Raw genomic sequence first — 15,964 nt, 5'->3', positions numbered from 1 at the left:
AAAACTATAGCTGAAGCACTTGTATTGTATATTTTGTCATGTACTGGTGAAGTAATCATAAAGAAATATTATAAGAAGCAAAACCCCGGCACTTTGGCCGGGTAGTTCTGGGACGGTTGGGTATATTCTTGCTGATGCCGGCACTAGAGTTTTATCACAACGACTTTTTCTTCAGTCATCTCCTCTATTGCATAACGAGGCCCCTCTTTACCTGTGCCGCTTTCCTTCCAGCCGCCATAGGGCATAAGGTCTGTACGGAAGGTAGAAACATCATTTATAATTACCCCGCCGGCTTCCAGTCCTTCAGCGCAACGGCATGCAATCTCAAGGGAATTAGTAAACACACCCGCTTGCAGTCCATAACGGGAATCATTGGCTAAAGCGATGGCTTCATCAATTGTATCATAGGCAATAATGCAGAAAACGGGGGCAAAAATCTCATTACAAACGCACTTCATTTCAGGAAGAACATTGGTTAATATGGTAGGTTCCAGGAACGGTCCGCGGCGGCGGCCGCCAATCAATATCTCGGCGCCTCCGGCAACGGCTTCATGAATCCATTCCTCAGCCCTTGCTGATTCATTTTCACTGATCATGGAACCTAAATCGTTGGCTGGCTCCAAAGGATCGCCGACTTTTAAGGTCCCGGTCAGGGAGACAGCCCGCCTGCAAAACGCATCATAAACCGGGCGGTGAACATATACCCGCTGCACGGATATACATACCTGCCCCGCGTTGGCAAAGGCAAAACGGACACAGGCCTCAGCCGCTGCGTTTATATCCGCGTCACTATGCACTATCGTGGGTGAGTTGGCGCCAAGTTCCAGGGAAATAGGCCTTAAGCCAACTGAAGTCTTAAGCTTTATCCCCACCTCAGAACTTCCTGTAAAACTATAGTAAGCAATACGCTTGTCTCTGGCCAGGGCGTCGCCGACCAAAGCGCCAGGCCCCATAACCATATTTAAGCAGCCTGCAGGCAAGCCGGCCTCCGCCATGATCTCGCACAATTTGGCCCCGATGATGGGAGTTGCACTGGCCGGCTTATAAACGACAGTATTTCCAGCTGCGATGGCCGGGCCAATTTTATGACAGGTAAGGTTGAGTGGAAAATTAAAGGGTGTAATGGCGCAGACCACCCCCCGGGGGACGCGTATGGTCCATGCCCGGCGGTTTTCATTGCCGGGAGAACCGGCGATAGGAACGATTTCTCCTTTGATCCGTTTGCTTTCTTCTGCGGAAATCAATAGCGTCTGGGAAGCGCGGGCAACTTCTCCCATTGCCTCTTTAATGTTTTTCCCAACCTCCTGAGAAATTATGGAGGCCAGTTCGCTTTGCCGGTCCATTAATAGTTCGCTTGCTTTTTTGAGTATCTCAAAGCGACTGTAAGGAGATAACTTCTTCGTCCTGGACGCTTCCAGCGCAGCGGCAACAGCAGCATCAACTTCCGCCGGTCCGGCTAAAAAAAACTCAGCTATAGCTTTACCGGTTGCCTTGTTTATTACTTTTTCCTTCTGCCTGGTAGTCATCCAGTTTCCATTGATAAATAAACAGACTTCTTGAACCACTATCCCAATCCTCCAACAAGTTTGAAATTTTTCTTGCAAAAACAAAAACCGCACGCACGTGCGGTAAAAAAGCATAGCAAAAAAAACATGCTCCTTTCCACACGGGAGGCTTGCCCGTTTCCAAGCAAACCCTATCGGTCCGGGACCATAGCGCTTCATACCTTAGGTCTCCGGACTCGGAGTAACAAAAAGTAAATTCTATGCATATTGAATAAAACCTTTATTCTGTCAAAACATTTATGCTGTAAACTTTTACCTTCTACCGCCCTTGTTTTGGTTCTGACCGACTGTAGTAAACTTAGGCCCGCCATTTGAGACGGTTTTTTCGCGGGATATCGCCTCGCTCTCCGGAGCGGGGCTTTTTGTGCTTTATGGTTATTATTCCAGGTTCTGTGGCCGGAGCTTTTTTCTTGGAATTATTAATGAATTACAATCGTATGTCATAGTATATTTTAAGACAAGGGTAGTCAGGAATTCATTTCAAAAAAAGGAGGGAGCATATACCGGTGGTAATTGGGAAGGAAAAAGAATACAACTGCCGCATAGAAATCGAAGATAGTATTGTTGTGATAATTTGCGGAGAAATTGAGACCGATCAATTGAAAAAATGCCTTAAAACAGTTGAAGAAACAGAGGCAATAAAAATATTAGCAAGTGAGGAAAAACAATAAACTTTGCCCCCTCTATGGAGGGGTTTTCCATCTGGCTGAGCGGGATAACCAATATCCCCCGGCGGATATTTCCACCATGAAACAATGTGTTTTGTTAGGGATCCGGATGAACCAATCCGGTTTTTTTTATTTTTATAGAAATATGGTATGGACAATCCAAAGAGACGTATAGAAACCAGTCAACTCATGAGGAGTGTATGGTCCCCGGAATAATGTCGAGATTTATCGAAATGTGTCTGAATATTTTAAGTTATATTGCTAGGTGATATCAGCTTTTTGTCGAAACAATAAGTAAGACGTCTTGTGAGTGAGGCAGACCCATGGACACAAAATTTGTTTGGTTTCTGCTGCAGGGCATCCCCGAAATGACTGGCACATTTGCCTTAGTGTTAGCTATTTTAAGGGTCCCGATCAGGTGGCTGCTTGTTATACCCACAGCAACTATCATTTGTATAGCCATATATCTAATTAGGACAGCCGGCGCGTCTTTTGGGGTGCACACGGCGTTCTTAATCCTTTCCATGGTTGTTCTATTGTGCAAAGCAACCAGATCAAAATTATCAAGTGTATTTATTGCTTCTTTTGTCACTGAAGCAATAGTAGCGACAGTTGAATCATTAAACAACATCATATTTTCACACTTTTTAGATTTAAATATAAGCACCCTGCCGGACACGAATTGGGTTCTGTGGAAAATGATTGGCTTCCCGCAGAATGTAGTTATAATTCTGCTCGCGATCTTGTACGCGAAGTTTAAAAGACCCAGGGAGGGTATGTGGAGAGTATGAGTTACATGGCCGTCAGCAGGCGCTTGGCAAGCTACTTGCGCGCGAAAACCGGCGCTTCCCAGGAAAAAGAAATGGTCCTGGCCTATGCCACCGACATCATCATCATCAACTCGCTAAACCTCTCCGCTATATTGCTGATCGGCTTTTTGCTGGGGATTTTACCGGCCACTATTGCCATCCTGGCCACTTTATTTTTATTCCGGCACACCGCCGGCGGCGCGCACTCCGACTCTCCCTGGCGGTGCGCTTTCATTACAATATTGTCGACTACCTTAATGTCTTTGGGCGCTATGTTTTTTCCCAAATACAGTCAAATTGGTCTTGATATCATCGCTTTACTTGCATTATTAATAGGTTTTACCGCGATCATTAAATTAGCTCCGGTTGACAACCCCGCCGCGCCGATTGTTTCACCGGTCAGACGGAAAAAACTTAAAATATACTCCCTGTTGGTTTTTTTGCTGGCTGCAGCAATCACGATCATATTGCGCGACAGTGTCTGGGAACACGCCAAAGTGGTACAGGCAAGCCTCGCTTTTTGTCTCATCTGGGTCAGTTTTATGTTGACCGGGCCTGGACATCAATTGATGAATTTTATTGACCGCACCTTTATTTTGAGACAAGGAGGTGAAAAAAATGAAGGGTTTGGCTAATAAGCTGTTTCTTTTGGCGGTAACGGTGATGACATTCCTCGCCGGGATAGCTTCCGCCAGCGCTTGTGGTTTTGGCCAATACCAGCCTGAAGTCCCTGAATCTCTCAGAAAATAATACATAAAAAGGGGTGGGCAGCCACCTCTTTTTATGATATCTGTTAAAGGGGTAATAGTTACATGACGGATATCAAAAAAACCAGGGAGTGGGAAATTTTTGAATATATTATCGGGGTTCAGATGGCCTGCATATTGATTTTTTTTATTTCCTTTTCTTTAGGCAAAAGCTTTAGCTCTATTTTAAATCTTTATTTTGCTCTTATTACAGGAACAATAGGTGTTGTGGCAGCTTTTTTGTATAAGTTTTTGGAAAGATTGTTAAATCAAAAGAAAATTCTATATATCAAAATAGCTTATGTTATTTTTCCCATTCTCGTTACCGCATTTGTCTTGCTGCAATTCCCGCACGACCCATACAGCAAACAGGTGGCAATACTGCTGCCTGTTATTGTGGCTGCCACCGTACTGGGCAAAAACGGCGGCCTGTTCATTGCTTTTTTGGGTTCCGCCTTCCTGACGTTGAGCAGCATGTTGTTCTATCACGAACCCGTTATAAAGGCATTTGAACAAAATCTTATTCTCATCAGCGTAATGTTTTTGATGGGCTGGTTTATCGGCAGCATCACCAATCTTGAAGCGGAGAGCCGGAAGCGGCTGCAGGAAAATTTGGACGAATTACAGGGAGAAATTGAAAGGCGTAAGTTTGCGGAGGAACAGACCTTTAAATTATCCCGCATTGTGGAACAGAGCCCGGCGATAATTGTATTAACGGATACAGATGGAAATATTGAATTTGTCAATCCGCAGTTTACCCGGGTTACCGGATATGCAAGTGAAGATATAACCGGTTTAAATATAAGCCGCCTGGGAAGTGAGCCCGCTGAATTTTATGAGCAGATATATGAAGAAGTACGGGAAGGGAAAGAATGGAGCGGTGAACTGCTTATCAAGAAAAAGAACTCCGATTCATTCTGGGAGCATACTTATTTTACTGCTTTTAAAAACGCCGATGGTATGACAACCAATTTCCTTAAGATATCAGAAGATATTACAGAAAAGAAGGGCTTGCAACTTGAGATGGCCCGTTTGGACAGATTAAACCTGGTGGGTGAAATGGCTGCGGCAATAGGCCACGAGGTCAGGAACCCAATGACAACGGTAAGGGGATTTTTACAGCTGCTTGGGAAAAAAGAACTTTACTCTGCGGACAAAGAATATTTCACACTGATGATGAATGAACTGGATCGGGCTAATTCGATTATAACCGAGTTTTTATCTCTGGCTAAAAATAAGGCGATAGAAAAAAAGATGAATAACCTTAATAGTATTATTAGTTCGATTGCTCCTTTACTGCAAGCCGATGCTACTAAAAGCGACTATAACGTTGTCTTCGAGCTGGCTGAAATTCCGGATATGTCTCTTGATGAAAAAGAAATAAAGCAAATCATCTTTAACCTTGTGCGCAACGGGATGGAGGCTATGGAACACCGGGGTACAATTACGATAAAAACTTACCAGGACGCGGGGGAAGTTGTTTTAGCAGTTCAGGATCAGGGTAAAGGGATCCCGGATGATATACTGCCAAAAATAGGAACACCGTTTTATACCACAAAGGAAACCGGCACAGGTCTAGGGTTGGCTGTTTGTTACAGCATTGCTGAACGTCATAATTCCAGGATTGAATTTAAGACAAGTCCTGACGGTACGCAATTTTTTGTCAGGTTTAAAGACTCCTGTGAAGCTGATTAGCCGCAGTTTTCGTATTTCTCGCTCGAGCTTTCTTTACATAATCTGGAGCTATGATCACGCCGGTTACAGGGAGCTCCCCAGAACCGGCATCCTACGCAATACACCTACTCAATTGGGGCGCTCCGCTGGAGTATATCCAGGGCAATCTTGGTCACTCAAAGCTCTAGATACCTCCAGGATATACGCCCAGGTAAGCTACTATTCAGGTGAAATAATTTTGCCGCCGGGAAGGCGGCAATTTTGCTAAATTTTCATATCCAAAAAGGCAGGTATAGTATAATGTAGTATTACCAACTTAAAATAAATTCTACGGGGTGCGCTAAACTTGGAAAAAGCTTTATTGATTTTGGTTAACGTCATAAATTACTTGCATGATTTTATAGTAAACATTTTTAGATTCCTGGGCTTCGGTTTAACAGATAAAGACCTTCATTTCTGGTTTGTTGGGATTATTGGCACAGCAATCTTTGTACTATCTGATCTAATTTTCAGGTATGTTACCAGATGGAGTATCTCAGTTATTTCTTTCATTTATACTTGTACGGTCCTGATAGTGGTCGTGTTTGGATTGGAAATTGAGCAAAAAATAACCGGAAGAGGCGCCATGGAATTTGCCGACATCGTTTCAGGACTATGGGGGTTTATAGCTATACTTAGCGTGTTTTTGGCGATAAAAGCAACACTCTATTTGACTAAGAAGTTCTACAAAAAATTCAGTAGTAAAGCGAGGTAGAGGTTGAAGCACAACCGACATCCATTGTGCCTGTGCTATACACCTAGTCTCTCTTTTAGAGCATCCTGTAGAACCTTGTTACAGCCCCTTTGTTTTGCAAAAAATAAAGGCGACCCTTTATGGCTCTCCTGCTTACTTAACCGGTTTAACCGGATGCCCGACACTGCGGGCCAATTGGTAGTTAATGTATTGATTGAGGCTGACGTTCTCCTCTTTGGCCTTAGCGACTAAAGTGCGGTGAAATGGGATTAACTAATTTTTTTGTAAGAAGGTGGAGGCAATGGGTCGGACTGCAAAACACAACTGGAAAACTATTCAAGGAGTTTTGTTAGGATGATTATGCGACCATATCGACCTATGCCCGCAAGCACAAGTTAAACCCGAACCAGGTCAGGAATGAGTTACAGAAGGATGGAATTTAATGGATTATTCTAAAGGTTTATTGGTTATCTAACTAATTTTGGAGCAGATGAAAAATCAAAAACGGTATACACCTTCAGCTTCACTATTAGATAATCTTCTTACAGTAAAGCCATTGTTTTCGTAAAATTTTATAATTCCTTCAAGTTCCTCACATTCATCAAAATATTCAAGAGATGATATATTGGGAACAATTATCGGAACAGAATTATGCCTTGTTCTAGTTATCTCTTTTAAGTAGTTAATCAGGAATGTACCTAAACCATGACGCCTAGGTTCAACAACAATAATCTCCTGCAGATTTACTTCAATACTAGACTCAGGGTTAGGTTTAGTATATTTTAAATATCCCATTTCATATTCACAATCATTATAACAAACTATTGTTACCAAGATATTACCATCAGCACGTCTTTCTCTTTTTGTTTCTCTTATGTGCATATGTAAATACCTCCAGTTTTTTGTTAATTATATCATTATAAAAGTGATTTAAGAACTGATAGAAGAAGGTGAGGTGATGGGCCGGACCGCAGCACATAATTGGTCAAAATTGTTCCTGGAGTACAACCAGGGTCGCTCCAGTGCTGCAAAAGCGGTATTAAATAGGCTCAATAAGGTTATGACGGGCGCCGAAAAAATCGACAATATTATATAAATGTTTATAGCTGAAAAAGGAAGTGCCGATGAGCGCATCCTTACCAAGGATGCGCTCATCCCCTGGTGTACATTGAAGCGGTTGGAGGAGAGCGCTTGAAATTTATGTTAATAAATGTTTAAATAGATGTAGGTCGATTCGGCGTCCTATAGGCGAGAAGTGCCGCAGAGAACTTCGTGCAGCGCGGTAACGCTCGCCAAGCCTCCGCCGCAAGGTGGGAAACCTCTGGCCTGAACTCCCTGGGAAGGCGGGCCAGACAGCCACAAGGTTGGAGCGTAACAATACGTTGCAAATAGCTGCCTATGATGATTTGAAACTTAGTAACAATATGTTGCAAAGTGTGGTATACTGAATTTAGAAAATGTGTAAAATTAAAAGAGGAACCATGTTGGTAGCATGGTTCCTCACAACAGCCGCTTTATGGGCGGTCGGCTTTAAGGTAGACGGAATAGACCGCTAACCTTTGCGATGGGGCGGTCTATTTCCTATTATGGAAAGAAAGTATCAAAACCACCAATGCTCCAAAGGAGATCATTAGTGTTAACGTTTGATATACTTCCATGGCACCACCTCCTTCCGGAGGGAATGCCGACCGCCCTGAGCCTTTCTGTTGTAAAATTATTATAACATAAGAGGAAATAATTAGGTAAAAAATTAACAGGTCATTATAAAGCACTCTCACCCGAGGGTGTTTTTTGTTTTACCGCTTATCGGGCGGCTATTTTGTTGCCGGAGGTGGGGGGGATTGGAGCAATGGATTATTCATATTACGCCCTATGCTGAAAAAGATTCTATAAAAGAAGGAGCAGGGTCTATTGACCCTGCTCCTGAAGAAGCTTAATCGTCACTTGCTGAGTGACTTCATTCCATAACGCTTTACCCCCAAGCGGCTCAGCAACCCAGTGGGCGGGGAGCATGGTTCTGCCGCCCGTTTCAACATCTTTAATATAGGGAGCGACATCCATCTGTACAGGTTCACCGTTTACGATTTCGATGTTGCTACCGATAGTCAGACTAATAGTTGTATCATCTTTAGTGATAGTGACTGTTCTTGTTGCACCGTCCCACTGGACACCTTCTTCCGGAACGCCGAGAGAATACGCCAAGAATCGCACTGGAACATATGCCTTATTGCCAATAATTTCTGGAGTTACGTCCATAGTGACAATAGATCCGTCAGGGGTAGTATAAGTCTTGCTGTTAATTGTAAAGATGCTGGCGGCTATGGTTGACCCTATCTGAGCTGGAGAATATTCATCAATCCAAGAACCGTTACCATCTTCGCCGTTATTATCATTGCGGCCAACAGGAGGATTATTCAAGCAGTCCGGCAAGCCATTAACAATAGCCCACATAGCCTCATCTTTCATGGCACCATAAGTATAAACATGGACTGTGGGTAAATAATCACCACCGCTTAACGCTAAATCTGTATCCGGGCGGTAACGATTAGTCAATTCAAAAACATATCTTGTTATCTTGTCCTTGGCTTCCATATACGTTTGTTCCTGAACACTAAAACTGTCTATCGTGAGCGATTGGGCGGCTCCAAGGTAGGTATGAGCAATCACTGAGTTGTTAGATACATTTGATAGGTCTATATAAGTGTGATTAATTTCAGCAGTGCTTTCTGCTCCCAAGGGGTTAAAAGGCGTAATTTGGTAGATTAAGTCAGTCCAATATGCCCCAGCTACCCCAGCCCAACCCAGCACCATCACCGTAACCGCCAACGCTACGACAAGTTTTCGCATAGGCAAAACCTCCTTTTTGTCTATATTTTACCAGGAGAGGGGGTGATAAACAAGAAAATAATCTGCTTATTTGCCGCCGTAGCAGGACGGCTATTTTTATAGGTGGTGGGATTATTGGAGCAACTTAGACACATCTACAAGCCTTTGTTGATACGGTTTGAAAGGGAGAAGGAGAAGGCTATTCAGGGGGCAGGAGATCTGGTCAGCAGCATCGTAATTACTACGACCACCGACGTAACGGCTGCCGTAGACACATCTGCCTCAACCGTTGCCCCAGAACCGATTGAATAATTGGACAAACTAAATCCGCAGACATACGAAAGCCGCTTACCTCTCGGGGTAGGCGGCTTTTTTTGTGTTTGTTCTACTGAGTGTATCTTATAGACAGTATATACCTAAACGGTATATACTACAATGTATCAATAAATAGGAAGAAGGGCAATGAATGATTATCCTAACAAATGAGGAGTTGCAACAGCTGGAACTAGATAGTTTCCTTCCCATGGGTTTTATGGGCGTTACATCAAAAGCAACACTTTCGGGTTATGAAATGACCCTCAAAGTAGAACCGCTCCTAGTAGAAAAAATTGCAGAGGAATATAACAAATCGTCTCAAGAAACTCCTGTTAGAATTAAGATTCTTAATACAGAGTTTATTATTAAAGGTGTGGAAACAAAACCACCATATAGGCTAATGCTGGTGACAAATGGTAATGCTGATACCTTAAGCGATCTAATAAAGGCTGGTTTAAAAGTATCAACCGTAAAATAATAGTGAAGGCCTCGCTCTTAAGCGGGGCTTTTTGGGGAATAAAAAATAAACCATCAAAACATTTCAGTTTTTTTACTGTCTAACTTAATCTATTGTCACATTTAAAAAAACTTTGTCATTATCTTTCTCAAATTTTACGATAGAATTATTCATTGCTCTAAAGGTTTCTATTACTCTAAGTGTAGTTAATATTTTGCCAGTGAGGGTGACGAGGTAATTATTGAATTATCATATAATGAGTAAAAACATTTTTCCAGGGCAAGGTTGAGGTGCGAAAAGGAGCTAGAAGTCAATAGTAACTATAATAAAACTAACTGTTAAAGGGCCAGCCAAATTATTGAGTTCGGAAAGCTTTCTTATTTTTATCTCATAGCTTAGGTTCAGGTAGTAATTTAGTTTTTTCATCGTTCATTCTTACTTATAAGCTTTAACGCCGAGATGGTTTTTTAAGGCATCCTGGAGAACGTGCGAGAAATTGACTTTGTTTTCCTCGGCCAGGTCGTTAAGCCACTTGGGGATAGTAAGAGTTTTCTTAACCGATCGATTCTCAATTGCATCTCTAATAGTAGGCATCCAAATCTCAACAAGAACCACTACCTGGTTTTTCTTAGCCTTTAGTTTGTTGACCGGCGTTGGCTCGGGGATCATATCTTTATCCCGTTCCATTCCATAGAGATGCAGGCCAAGCGCTTCTTTAGCATTTTTAAGAGCCTCTTCTGTATCTTGAGCACAAGGCAAGCAGCCTGGCAGGTCCGGAAACTCAATAGATATGCCGTCATCGGCATAGTCAAAGATTGCTGGATAAACATACCTGTCTTTAAACATTTTTTCTCCTCCAAATATTATTAGGTGAGAATTACTTGATGGAAATTCCCGCTTGTATATACTTTTTGCGGTCTTGATGGGAACGTCTTTCACGAGATGGGTTACCGTCACCTTGCCTTTTTTGGTGGGGTGCTTAAACTGGTGATGGTCGCCTATCGTTTCGATATGGTACCAGCCGTCTTTTAGTAGTATTTGTATAATCTCTCTGGATGAGTAGCTTTTAAAAAGGCACCTTAAAGGTGCCTGCTAGGTCTTATCTATTTTTATGATTTTATATTATTTTTACTTTTGACAGTGTTGAAAGGATGTCCAACCCCGCGAGCAAGCTGGTAGTTAATATATTGATTGAGGCTGACGTTTTCTTCTTTGGCTTTTTCGACAAGTGTCCGGTGGAGGGACCTGGGCATACGAATATTAAACTTGCCAGAGTATTCTTCCGCCCTGGTTGGCTCGGGGATTGTTTCTCCATCTTGCAGGGCAATATCAAGCCAGCCTCTTTTCGCGTCTTGTATCATTTCATATGCCTCTTCCAAGGTTTGCCCCTGGCTGATGCATACGGGAAGTTCCGGGATTTCGATGGCATAGCCGCCTTCTTCGGCAGGGTAGAGGACTACTTTATAAGGAGGATATTATACGGGCAGGTAACTATGAGCCGCAAACAGAAGAAGAATTATCAAAACATAACGAACTGAACGAACAGAAGCACACTGAACTTTTTTATAGCCTTCTTCGGATGAATGTTTACTGGTGCGGAAAAATCTTGGCAGAGCTTGAGGATGAGGCGCTAACTAGTTCGAGCTTAACATAAAACTGGCTATTGAATCTTGGGGAATTTTGTTGAAAACGCTGGGATAAATTTATATAATTGTATTAACAACCCTTTTGGGGGAGATAGGAGTTGGTCTTTTTGGCCCAATTTTTGAATTCCCCCTGTACCTCAAGGGAGGACAAGCAATACTAGCTAACCCAAAGAGGGCGCATTGAGAGAACTCGCCCCCTCTCCGCCGACGGGCGTAAAACGGACCCAATCCGGGAAGGTTAGTAAGCCCCTCTGACTGTTAGCGACGGGGGTTGATTTGGCCGGGCCACAGCAGCCAAAGTAATAGTCTACCTCAAGAAACTAGGGAAGGGACCCTTAGTGACCAACCTTTTGGATAACTCAGAAGATACCATCTTTTGAGCCCAAAAGGAGTCTGCAGGGTATGTTGGGGTAAAAAAGCGTGGGGCATAGCCAAGGGGAGTCCCTTTTCCCTTGGCTATTGTTATTTTATAATCCAGGAAGAATATCTTTTTTAAATGAAGAGTTATCGCCTACAAATCCTTCGCAACCAGCATAAATATTATGTCGCAATATGTCAGTATTTTTGTCAAGGATAAAAAACCATCTTGTCGAATAGCAAAGATAAAAGGGAGGTGAAAAGCGTGTCTGAGGAAATCAAGGTTAAACCAACACCAATCCAAAGAAATACTTTAGATGTTGCTACTGAATTAACACAATTATATTATTCTGCTATTGAATATGCCGGGTCAAACTGAACAGTTTGACCGCTGAGATTGAACAGTGTCTCCGTTTGAAACTGGACACCCTTTCCGGCAAAGTTGAACACCGGATATGACCTTTCTGCTAAATTGAATTTATGCATCTGAAAGGTGCAAATAAATTCAAGGAGGGTCATAGAGATGACCAGTTACAAAGAGATTCTGCGGCTACATAGCCTCGGAATCAACAACAGCCGCATTGCGTCTGGATGCGGATGCTCTCGAACCACGGTTATTAACGTGCTTCAAAGAGCAAAGGATCAAGGGCTAAGTTGGCAGACAGTGGCCGAAATGTCCGACAAGGAGTTGTCACAGCGCCTTTTTTCTTCGGAGAGCGCTAAGCCCGCGTACAAAATGCCGAATTACGACTACATCCATCGTGAGATGGCGAAAAGCGGTGTGACCTTAACTCTGTTATGGCTTGAATACTGCGACCAGTGTCGCGAATCCGGGCAAGTACCGTACAAGTCGACCCAGTTCAACAAATATTACGCTGACTATGTGAAAAGCACCAAGGCAACCATGCACATTCACCGTAAGCCTGGGGAAATCATGGAGGTAGACTCGGCGGGACAAACCGCCAGGATCATCGACACAGACACGGGAGAGATTATCCAAGCCTATGTGTTTGTGGCTGCCCTGCCATACAGCGGCTATGCCTATGTGGAAGCCTTCCTTTCACAAAATCAGGAGAGCTGGATTACCGCCCATATCAACGCCTATCGCTTCTTCGGTGGAATCACTCGCATTATGGTACCGGACAACTTAAAAACCGGCGTGGAGAAGGTGACGAAAGGCGAAGCAGTTATTAACAAGACCTATCAGGAGATGGCTGAACATTATGGTACAGCGGTTATTCCATGCAGAGTTAGGGCTCCCAAAGATAAACCCACGGTAGAAGGATCGGTCGGCATCATCTCAACATGGATACTCGCTGCTCTGCGTAATCAGCAGTTTTTATCGTTACGAGAGCTGAATGCTGCCATTCGGGAAAAGCTAATGGTTTTTCTAGAGAAACCTTTTCAGAAGAAGAACGGGAGCAGAGCCACCTTGTTCGATGAGGAAAAACCCTTCTTGCTGCCGTTGCCCTTAAAGCCATTTGAATTGGCGACCTGGAAGATTGCCACTGTTCAATACAATTACCATATCAGTGTGGAGACCCAGAAGTATTCGGTGCCGTTTGAATACATCAAGCAGAAAGTTGATGTCAGGATTACCCGCAATGTGATTGAGGTCTTCTTCCAAGGCAATCGCATTTGTTCTCATCCCCGGCTCTATGGTAGGAGCAATCAATACAGCACCCTGGAAGCCCATATGCCACCAGATCATCAAAAATATGTGTCTTGGAACGGCGACCGCTTTAAATCCTGGGCAGCCAAAATCGGTGAGAATACAAGCGCTGTCATTAACCTGTTTTTAGGAAGTCACAAAGTCGAGCAGCAGGGCTACAAGGCTTGTATGGCTCTTTTGAAACTGGCCGACAAATATTCGGTGGAGCGCCTTGAATCGGCCTGCACCAAAGCATTGTCCTACACTGTACAGCCTAGCTTGAAGAGCGTTCAGGCCATCTTAAAATCCGGTCAGGACAAGCTGCCGAAAGAAACCCCGGGCCATTCCTCCTCTGAGTTTGGACTCACACGAGGAGCCGATTACTACAGCAGGAGGGATGGAAAATGCTAAACGATTCAACCGTAGCCAAGCTTCACGAAATGAAGCTTAGTGTCATGGCTGCAGCATTCCGGGAACAGCTCAAAAACGCAAACTTGTCTGACATGGCTTTTGAAGAACGCTTCGGTCTGCTGATCGATGCCGAATGGGCAGCCCGTAAAAACAATCGGCTGTCGCGCTTGATCAAAAACGCGGGTTTTGCCTTCAATGACGCTTGTATTGAGAACATTGAGTATCATGACGATCGCAAACTCGACAAAGCTCAAATCATCCGCTTGGCTAGCTGTAACTACATCCAAGAAGCCCATAACATCATAATCCTTGGAGCCACGGGTAGCGGAAAAACCTACCTCTCAAATGCTTTTGGCATGGCTGCCAGCCGAAACTTTTACACGGTTAAATATGTACGGCTTCCCGATCTGCTGGGTGAATTGGCCATTGCACGCGGTGAGGGGACATACCGCAAGGTCATCAAAGCTTACAAACAGGTAAAGCTGCTCATTTTGGATGAATGGCTTCTGTTTCCGCTCAAGGAAAGCGAAGCCCGCGATCTGCTTGAGATCGTAGAATCTCGTTACAAAAAAGCTTCTACCATATTCTGTTCCCAGTTTGAGATCGGCGGTTGGTATCATAAAATTGGCGAACCGACACTGGCCGATGCCATTTCAGATCGCATTGTGCATGATTCCTACACCATTTTTATCGACGGTAAAAACTCTATGCGGGAGCGCAAGGGTATTGCCAACAGATAATTCAAAACAGCCTTACGGCTATTGAGGGCTCTGCCCTCAAACTCCCGAGGTTTATCGCTTAGTTTTCCAAAGAGAGTGATGTTATGTTGCTTTTAACAAAAAAAGAGCGACGCTCACCGGCATCACTCTCCCCGCAAAACTCTTAAGCCGCTCGGGTCACTCCTCAGTGTTGCCCTATCCTGCTTAAAAGTAAAAGCAGTTTGAGTATACCATGTGATCCTTTAGTTATCAATGTACAGCCACTACGGAATGATTGTTCAATTTAAACGGTCTTAGTGTTCAACTTCGGCGGTCTAGGTGTTTTTTCTTAGCGGAATATACAGCTATCTCACCAAGCTCTGTTGAAGATATACAAAACACATTTTTGAAATTTCACACTGTAGCAGAATTAGCTGAACGTACTTCTTTTAGGAGCCTTACTATGTTTTTACCTGATAACATGAAACAAGTAATTAAGTAAATAATATAGCTACTAAGAGCCTTTGGCTCTTTTCTCATGTTAGAGTAGGATTTAAGTTTGTTATGTAAAGGTGATTGAGGTTGGCTGTTATTAATGGATTAAATAATGTTCTCCAAATAATTGTCTTTTTACTTCCCGGTTTTTTAACTACCTTAGTAAGAGACGCTTTAGTAGTGAATAGACCAAAGGATAGTATGGAAAGAATTACTGAGAGCTTATCCTATAGCTTGATTCTTAATATACTATTTAATTTTGTTTTTTCATCTAGCATTTTTCCTGTTATATACACAGATAATACCTTACAGATTACAAGCAATATGATGCTTTTATATTTGGTTTTTTTAAGCATATTGCTCGGGTTATTTATTTCATTAGTAATTAATTATGATATTTTATATAATCTTTTAAGGTATTTAAAGATAACTAAAAAATCATCCCGTATCAGTGTTTGGTACGACGTTTTTGTAAGTAACCCCAAAAAGTGGTTAAGAGTAACTTTAAACGATGGAACTGTATTAATTGGTTGGGCAGATTATTATTCTGACGATCCTAACAATAATGAAATGTTTCTTGCTGATGTGTCTATTACTGAAAAAGAAGGTGACGAGAGGGAGGTTAAAGGCCCAGGTGTATATGTAAATGGAAAACAAATAAAAATAATAGAATTTCTAGATTAATAGAAGGAGGCGTTTAAACTGGCAGATAAAAATAATCCCAAACCTATACAAGAAGGGCGAGGTCAAAAACCTACAACACCTAGACCGTTACCACCAAATATTGACAAGAACTCATCAAGAGGGGCTCGGCCTAGCACTCCTAAACCACCAAGTAAATAAATAATAATTTCATGTATTTGAGCCTCAGGGCTCTTTTTTCTTGTAATAAAATGTGAATAGATGTCAATTG

17 protein-coding genes, 2 pseudogenes and 1 riboswitch are annotated in these 15,964 nt (G+C 42.9%); of the genes and pseudogenes, 11 read left to right on the top strand and 8 right to left on the bottom strand.

What is annotated here, in order from left to right; translation table 11 throughout:
- Window positions 1–143 precede the first annotated feature (143 nt).
- The gene (locus Psch_RS14405) at window positions 144–1,565 is read right to left on the bottom strand and encodes an aldehyde dehydrogenase family protein (RefSeq protein WP_243124129.1); all 1,422 of its coding nucleotides are present in this window, start codon (window positions 1,563–1,565) and stop codon (window positions 144–146) included.
- 74 nt (window positions 1,566–1,639) lie between these two features.
- A riboswitch (molybdenum cofactor riboswitch) is annotated at window positions 1,640–1,759 on the bottom strand.
- Window positions 1,760–2,071: 312 nt separating this feature from the next.
- Between Psch_RS14405 and Psch_RS14400 the strand changes: the two genes are divergently transcribed.
- From Psch_RS14400 to Psch_RS14375, 6 genes are all read left to right on the top strand, one after another.
- On the top strand, window positions 2,072–2,236 hold the full coding sequence (locus tag Psch_RS14400) for a hypothetical protein (protein ID WP_190258580.1): 165 nt from the start codon (window positions 2,072–2,074) through the stop codon (window positions 2,234–2,236).
- 320 nt (window positions 2,237–2,556) lie between these two features.
- On the top strand, window positions 2,557–3,024 hold the full coding sequence (locus Psch_RS14395) for a hypothetical protein (RefSeq protein WP_190258579.1): 468 nt from the start codon (window positions 2,557–2,559) through the stop codon (window positions 3,022–3,024).
- The gene (locus tag Psch_RS14390) at window positions 3,021–3,677 is read left to right on the top strand and encodes an accessory gene regulator ArgB-like protein (RefSeq protein ID WP_190258578.1); all 657 of its coding nucleotides are present in this window, start codon (window positions 3,021–3,023) and stop codon (window positions 3,675–3,677) included. Before Psch_RS14395 ends, Psch_RS14390 begins: the two co-directional genes overlap by 4 nt.
- Window positions 3,661–3,792: a cyclic lactone autoinducer peptide gene (locus Psch_RS14385; RefSeq protein ID WP_190258577.1), complete on the top strand. Its 132-nt coding sequence runs from the start codon at window positions 3,661–3,663 to the stop codon at window positions 3,790–3,792. The genes Psch_RS14390 and Psch_RS14385 overlap by 17 nt, the downstream gene beginning before the upstream one ends.
- Window positions 3,793–3,854: 62 nt before the next feature.
- Window positions 3,855–5,483: an ATP-binding protein gene (locus Psch_RS14380; protein ID WP_190258576.1), complete on the top strand. Its 1,629-nt coding sequence runs from the start codon at window positions 3,855–3,857 to the stop codon at window positions 5,481–5,483.
- 325 nt (window positions 5,484–5,808) lie between these two features.
- Window positions 5,809–6,216, top strand: coding sequence for a hypothetical protein (locus tag Psch_RS14375; RefSeq protein WP_190258575.1), 408 nt, complete (start codon window positions 5,809–5,811; stop codon window positions 6,214–6,216).
- A 132-nt stretch (window positions 6,217–6,348) separates the two neighbouring features.
- Here Psch_RS14375 and Psch_RS14370 read toward each other — a convergent pair whose 3' ends face one another.
- The 4 genes from Psch_RS14370 to Psch_RS14360 form a co-directional block, all read right to left on the bottom strand.
- The gene (locus Psch_RS14370; RefSeq protein ID WP_345789095.1) at window positions 6,349–6,465 is read right to left on the bottom strand and encodes a toxin-antitoxin system HicB family antitoxin; all 117 of its coding nucleotides are present in this window, start codon (window positions 6,463–6,465) and stop codon (window positions 6,349–6,351) included.
- A 228-nt stretch (window positions 6,466–6,693) separates the two neighbouring features.
- Window positions 6,694–7,077, bottom strand: a complete 384-nt coding sequence (locus Psch_RS14365; RefSeq protein WP_190258574.1) for a GNAT family N-acetyltransferase — start codon at window positions 7,075–7,077, stop codon at window positions 6,694–6,696.
- Window positions 7,078–7,769: 692 nt separating this feature from the next.
- Window positions 7,770–7,853 (bottom strand): putative holin-like toxin, encoded by an 84-nt coding sequence (locus Psch_RS21710; RefSeq protein WP_427910111.1) that lies wholly within the window; start codon window positions 7,851–7,853, stop codon window positions 7,770–7,772.
- A 250-nt stretch (window positions 7,854–8,103) separates the two neighbouring features.
- A complete protein-coding gene (locus Psch_RS14360) occupies window positions 8,104–9,042 on the bottom strand; it encodes a copper amine oxidase N-terminal domain-containing protein (RefSeq protein WP_190258573.1) in 939 nt (312 codons plus the stop codon).
- Between the two features lie 114 nt (window positions 9,043–9,156).
- Here Psch_RS14360 and Psch_RS14355 point away from each other — a divergent pair, with 114 nt between their 5' ends.
- Both Psch_RS14355 and Psch_RS14350 read left to right on the top strand, forming a co-directional pair.
- Window positions 9,157–9,333 carry a hypothetical protein gene (locus Psch_RS14355; protein ID WP_190258572.1) on the top strand — a complete coding sequence of 59 codons (177 nt, stop codon included), beginning with the start codon at window positions 9,157–9,159 and terminating at the stop codon, window positions 9,331–9,333.
- A 154-nt stretch (window positions 9,334–9,487) separates the two neighbouring features.
- On the top strand, window positions 9,488–9,814 hold the full coding sequence (locus Psch_RS14350; RefSeq protein ID WP_190258571.1) for a hypothetical protein: 327 nt from the start codon (window positions 9,488–9,490) through the stop codon (window positions 9,812–9,814).
- A gap of 414 nt (window positions 9,815–10,228) precedes the next feature.
- On the opposite strand, the gene Psch_RS14345 is transcribed toward Psch_RS14350, so the two are convergent.
- From Psch_RS14345 to Psch_RS14335, 3 genes and pseudogenes are all read right to left on the bottom strand, one after another.
- On the bottom strand, window positions 10,229–10,639 hold the full coding sequence (locus tag Psch_RS14345; protein WP_190258570.1) for a type II toxin-antitoxin system HicB family antitoxin: 411 nt from the start codon (window positions 10,637–10,639) through the stop codon (window positions 10,229–10,231).
- A gap of 63 nt (window positions 10,640–10,702) precedes the next feature.
- Window positions 10,703–10,837, bottom strand: a pseudogene (locus tag Psch_RS21455) (type II toxin-antitoxin system HicA family toxin); the annotation flags it as partial.
- A gap of 65 nt (window positions 10,838–10,902) precedes the next feature.
- Window positions 10,903–11,247: pseudogene (locus Psch_RS14335) on the bottom strand (type II toxin-antitoxin system HicB family antitoxin); the annotation flags it as partial.
- Window positions 11,248–12,319: 1,072 nt separating this feature from the next.
- Between Psch_RS14335 and istA the strand changes: the two are divergent.
- The 3 genes from istA to Psch_RS14320 all read left to right on the top strand — a co-directional run bounded on the left by istA (window position 12,320) and on the right by Psch_RS14320 (window position 15,735).
- Window positions 12,320–13,858: an IS21 family transposase gene (gene istA / locus Psch_RS14330; RefSeq protein WP_134220420.1), complete on the top strand. Its 1,539-nt coding sequence runs from the start codon at window positions 12,320–12,322 to the stop codon at window positions 13,856–13,858.
- A complete protein-coding gene (gene istB / locus Psch_RS14325) occupies window positions 13,852–14,598 on the top strand; it encodes an IS21-like element helper ATPase IstB (protein ID WP_134220419.1) in 747 nt (248 codons plus the stop codon). Before istA ends, istB begins: the two co-directional genes overlap by 7 nt.
- A 540-nt stretch (window positions 14,599–15,138) precedes the next feature.
- Entirely contained in the window at window positions 15,139–15,735 is a 597-nt protein-coding gene (locus Psch_RS14320; RefSeq protein ID WP_190258569.1) for a DUF6338 family protein, read from the top strand.
- Window positions 15,736–15,964: the final 229 nt, after the last annotated feature.

The organism is Pelotomaculum schinkii (assembly GCF_004369205.1).
Taxonomy (GTDB): Bacteria; Bacillota; Desulfotomaculia; order Desulfotomaculales; family Pelotomaculaceae; genus Pelotomaculum_C; species Pelotomaculum_C schinkii.
This window is presented reverse-complemented; position numbering and strand designations above follow the sequence as displayed.

Excerpts from the sequence above, each read along its gene's own strand:
- Psch_RS14365 (WP_190258574.1), bottom strand. The coding sequence starts at position 7,077 with ATGCACATAAGAGAAACAAAAAGAGAAAGACGTGCTGATGGTAATATC.
- Psch_RS14390 (WP_190258578.1), top strand. The coding sequence starts at position 3,021 with ATGAGTTACATGGCCGTCAGCAGGCGCTTGGCAAGCTACTTGCGCGCG.
- Psch_RS14345 (WP_190258570.1), bottom strand. The coding sequence starts at position 10,639 with ATGTTTAAAGACAGGTATGTTTATCCAGCAATCTTTGACTATGCCGAT.
- Psch_RS14360 (WP_190258573.1), bottom strand. The coding sequence starts at position 9,042 with ATGCGAAAACTTGTCGTAGCGTTGGCGGTTACGGTGATGGTGCTGGGT.
- Psch_RS14395 (WP_190258579.1), top strand. The coding sequence starts at position 2,557 with ATGGACACAAAATTTGTTTGGTTTCTGCTGCAGGGCATCCCCGAAATG.
- istA (WP_134220420.1), top strand. The coding sequence starts at position 12,320 with ATGACCAGTTACAAAGAGATTCTGCGGCTACATAGCCTCGGAATCAAC.
- Psch_RS14350 (WP_190258571.1), top strand. The coding sequence starts at position 9,488 with ATGATTATCCTAACAAATGAGGAGTTGCAACAGCTGGAACTAGATAGT.
- Psch_RS14385 (WP_190258577.1), top strand. The coding sequence starts at position 3,661 with ATGAAGGGTTTGGCTAATAAGCTGTTTCTTTTGGCGGTAACGGTGATG.
- Psch_RS21710 (WP_427910111.1), bottom strand. The coding sequence starts at position 7,853 with ATGGAAGTATATCAAACGTTAACACTAATGATCTCCTTTGGAGCATTG.
- Psch_RS14380 (WP_190258576.1), top strand. The coding sequence starts at position 3,855 with ATGACGGATATCAAAAAAACCAGGGAGTGGGAAATTTTTGAATATATT.
- istB (WP_134220419.1), top strand. The coding sequence starts at position 13,852 with ATGCTAAACGATTCAACCGTAGCCAAGCTTCACGAAATGAAGCTTAGT.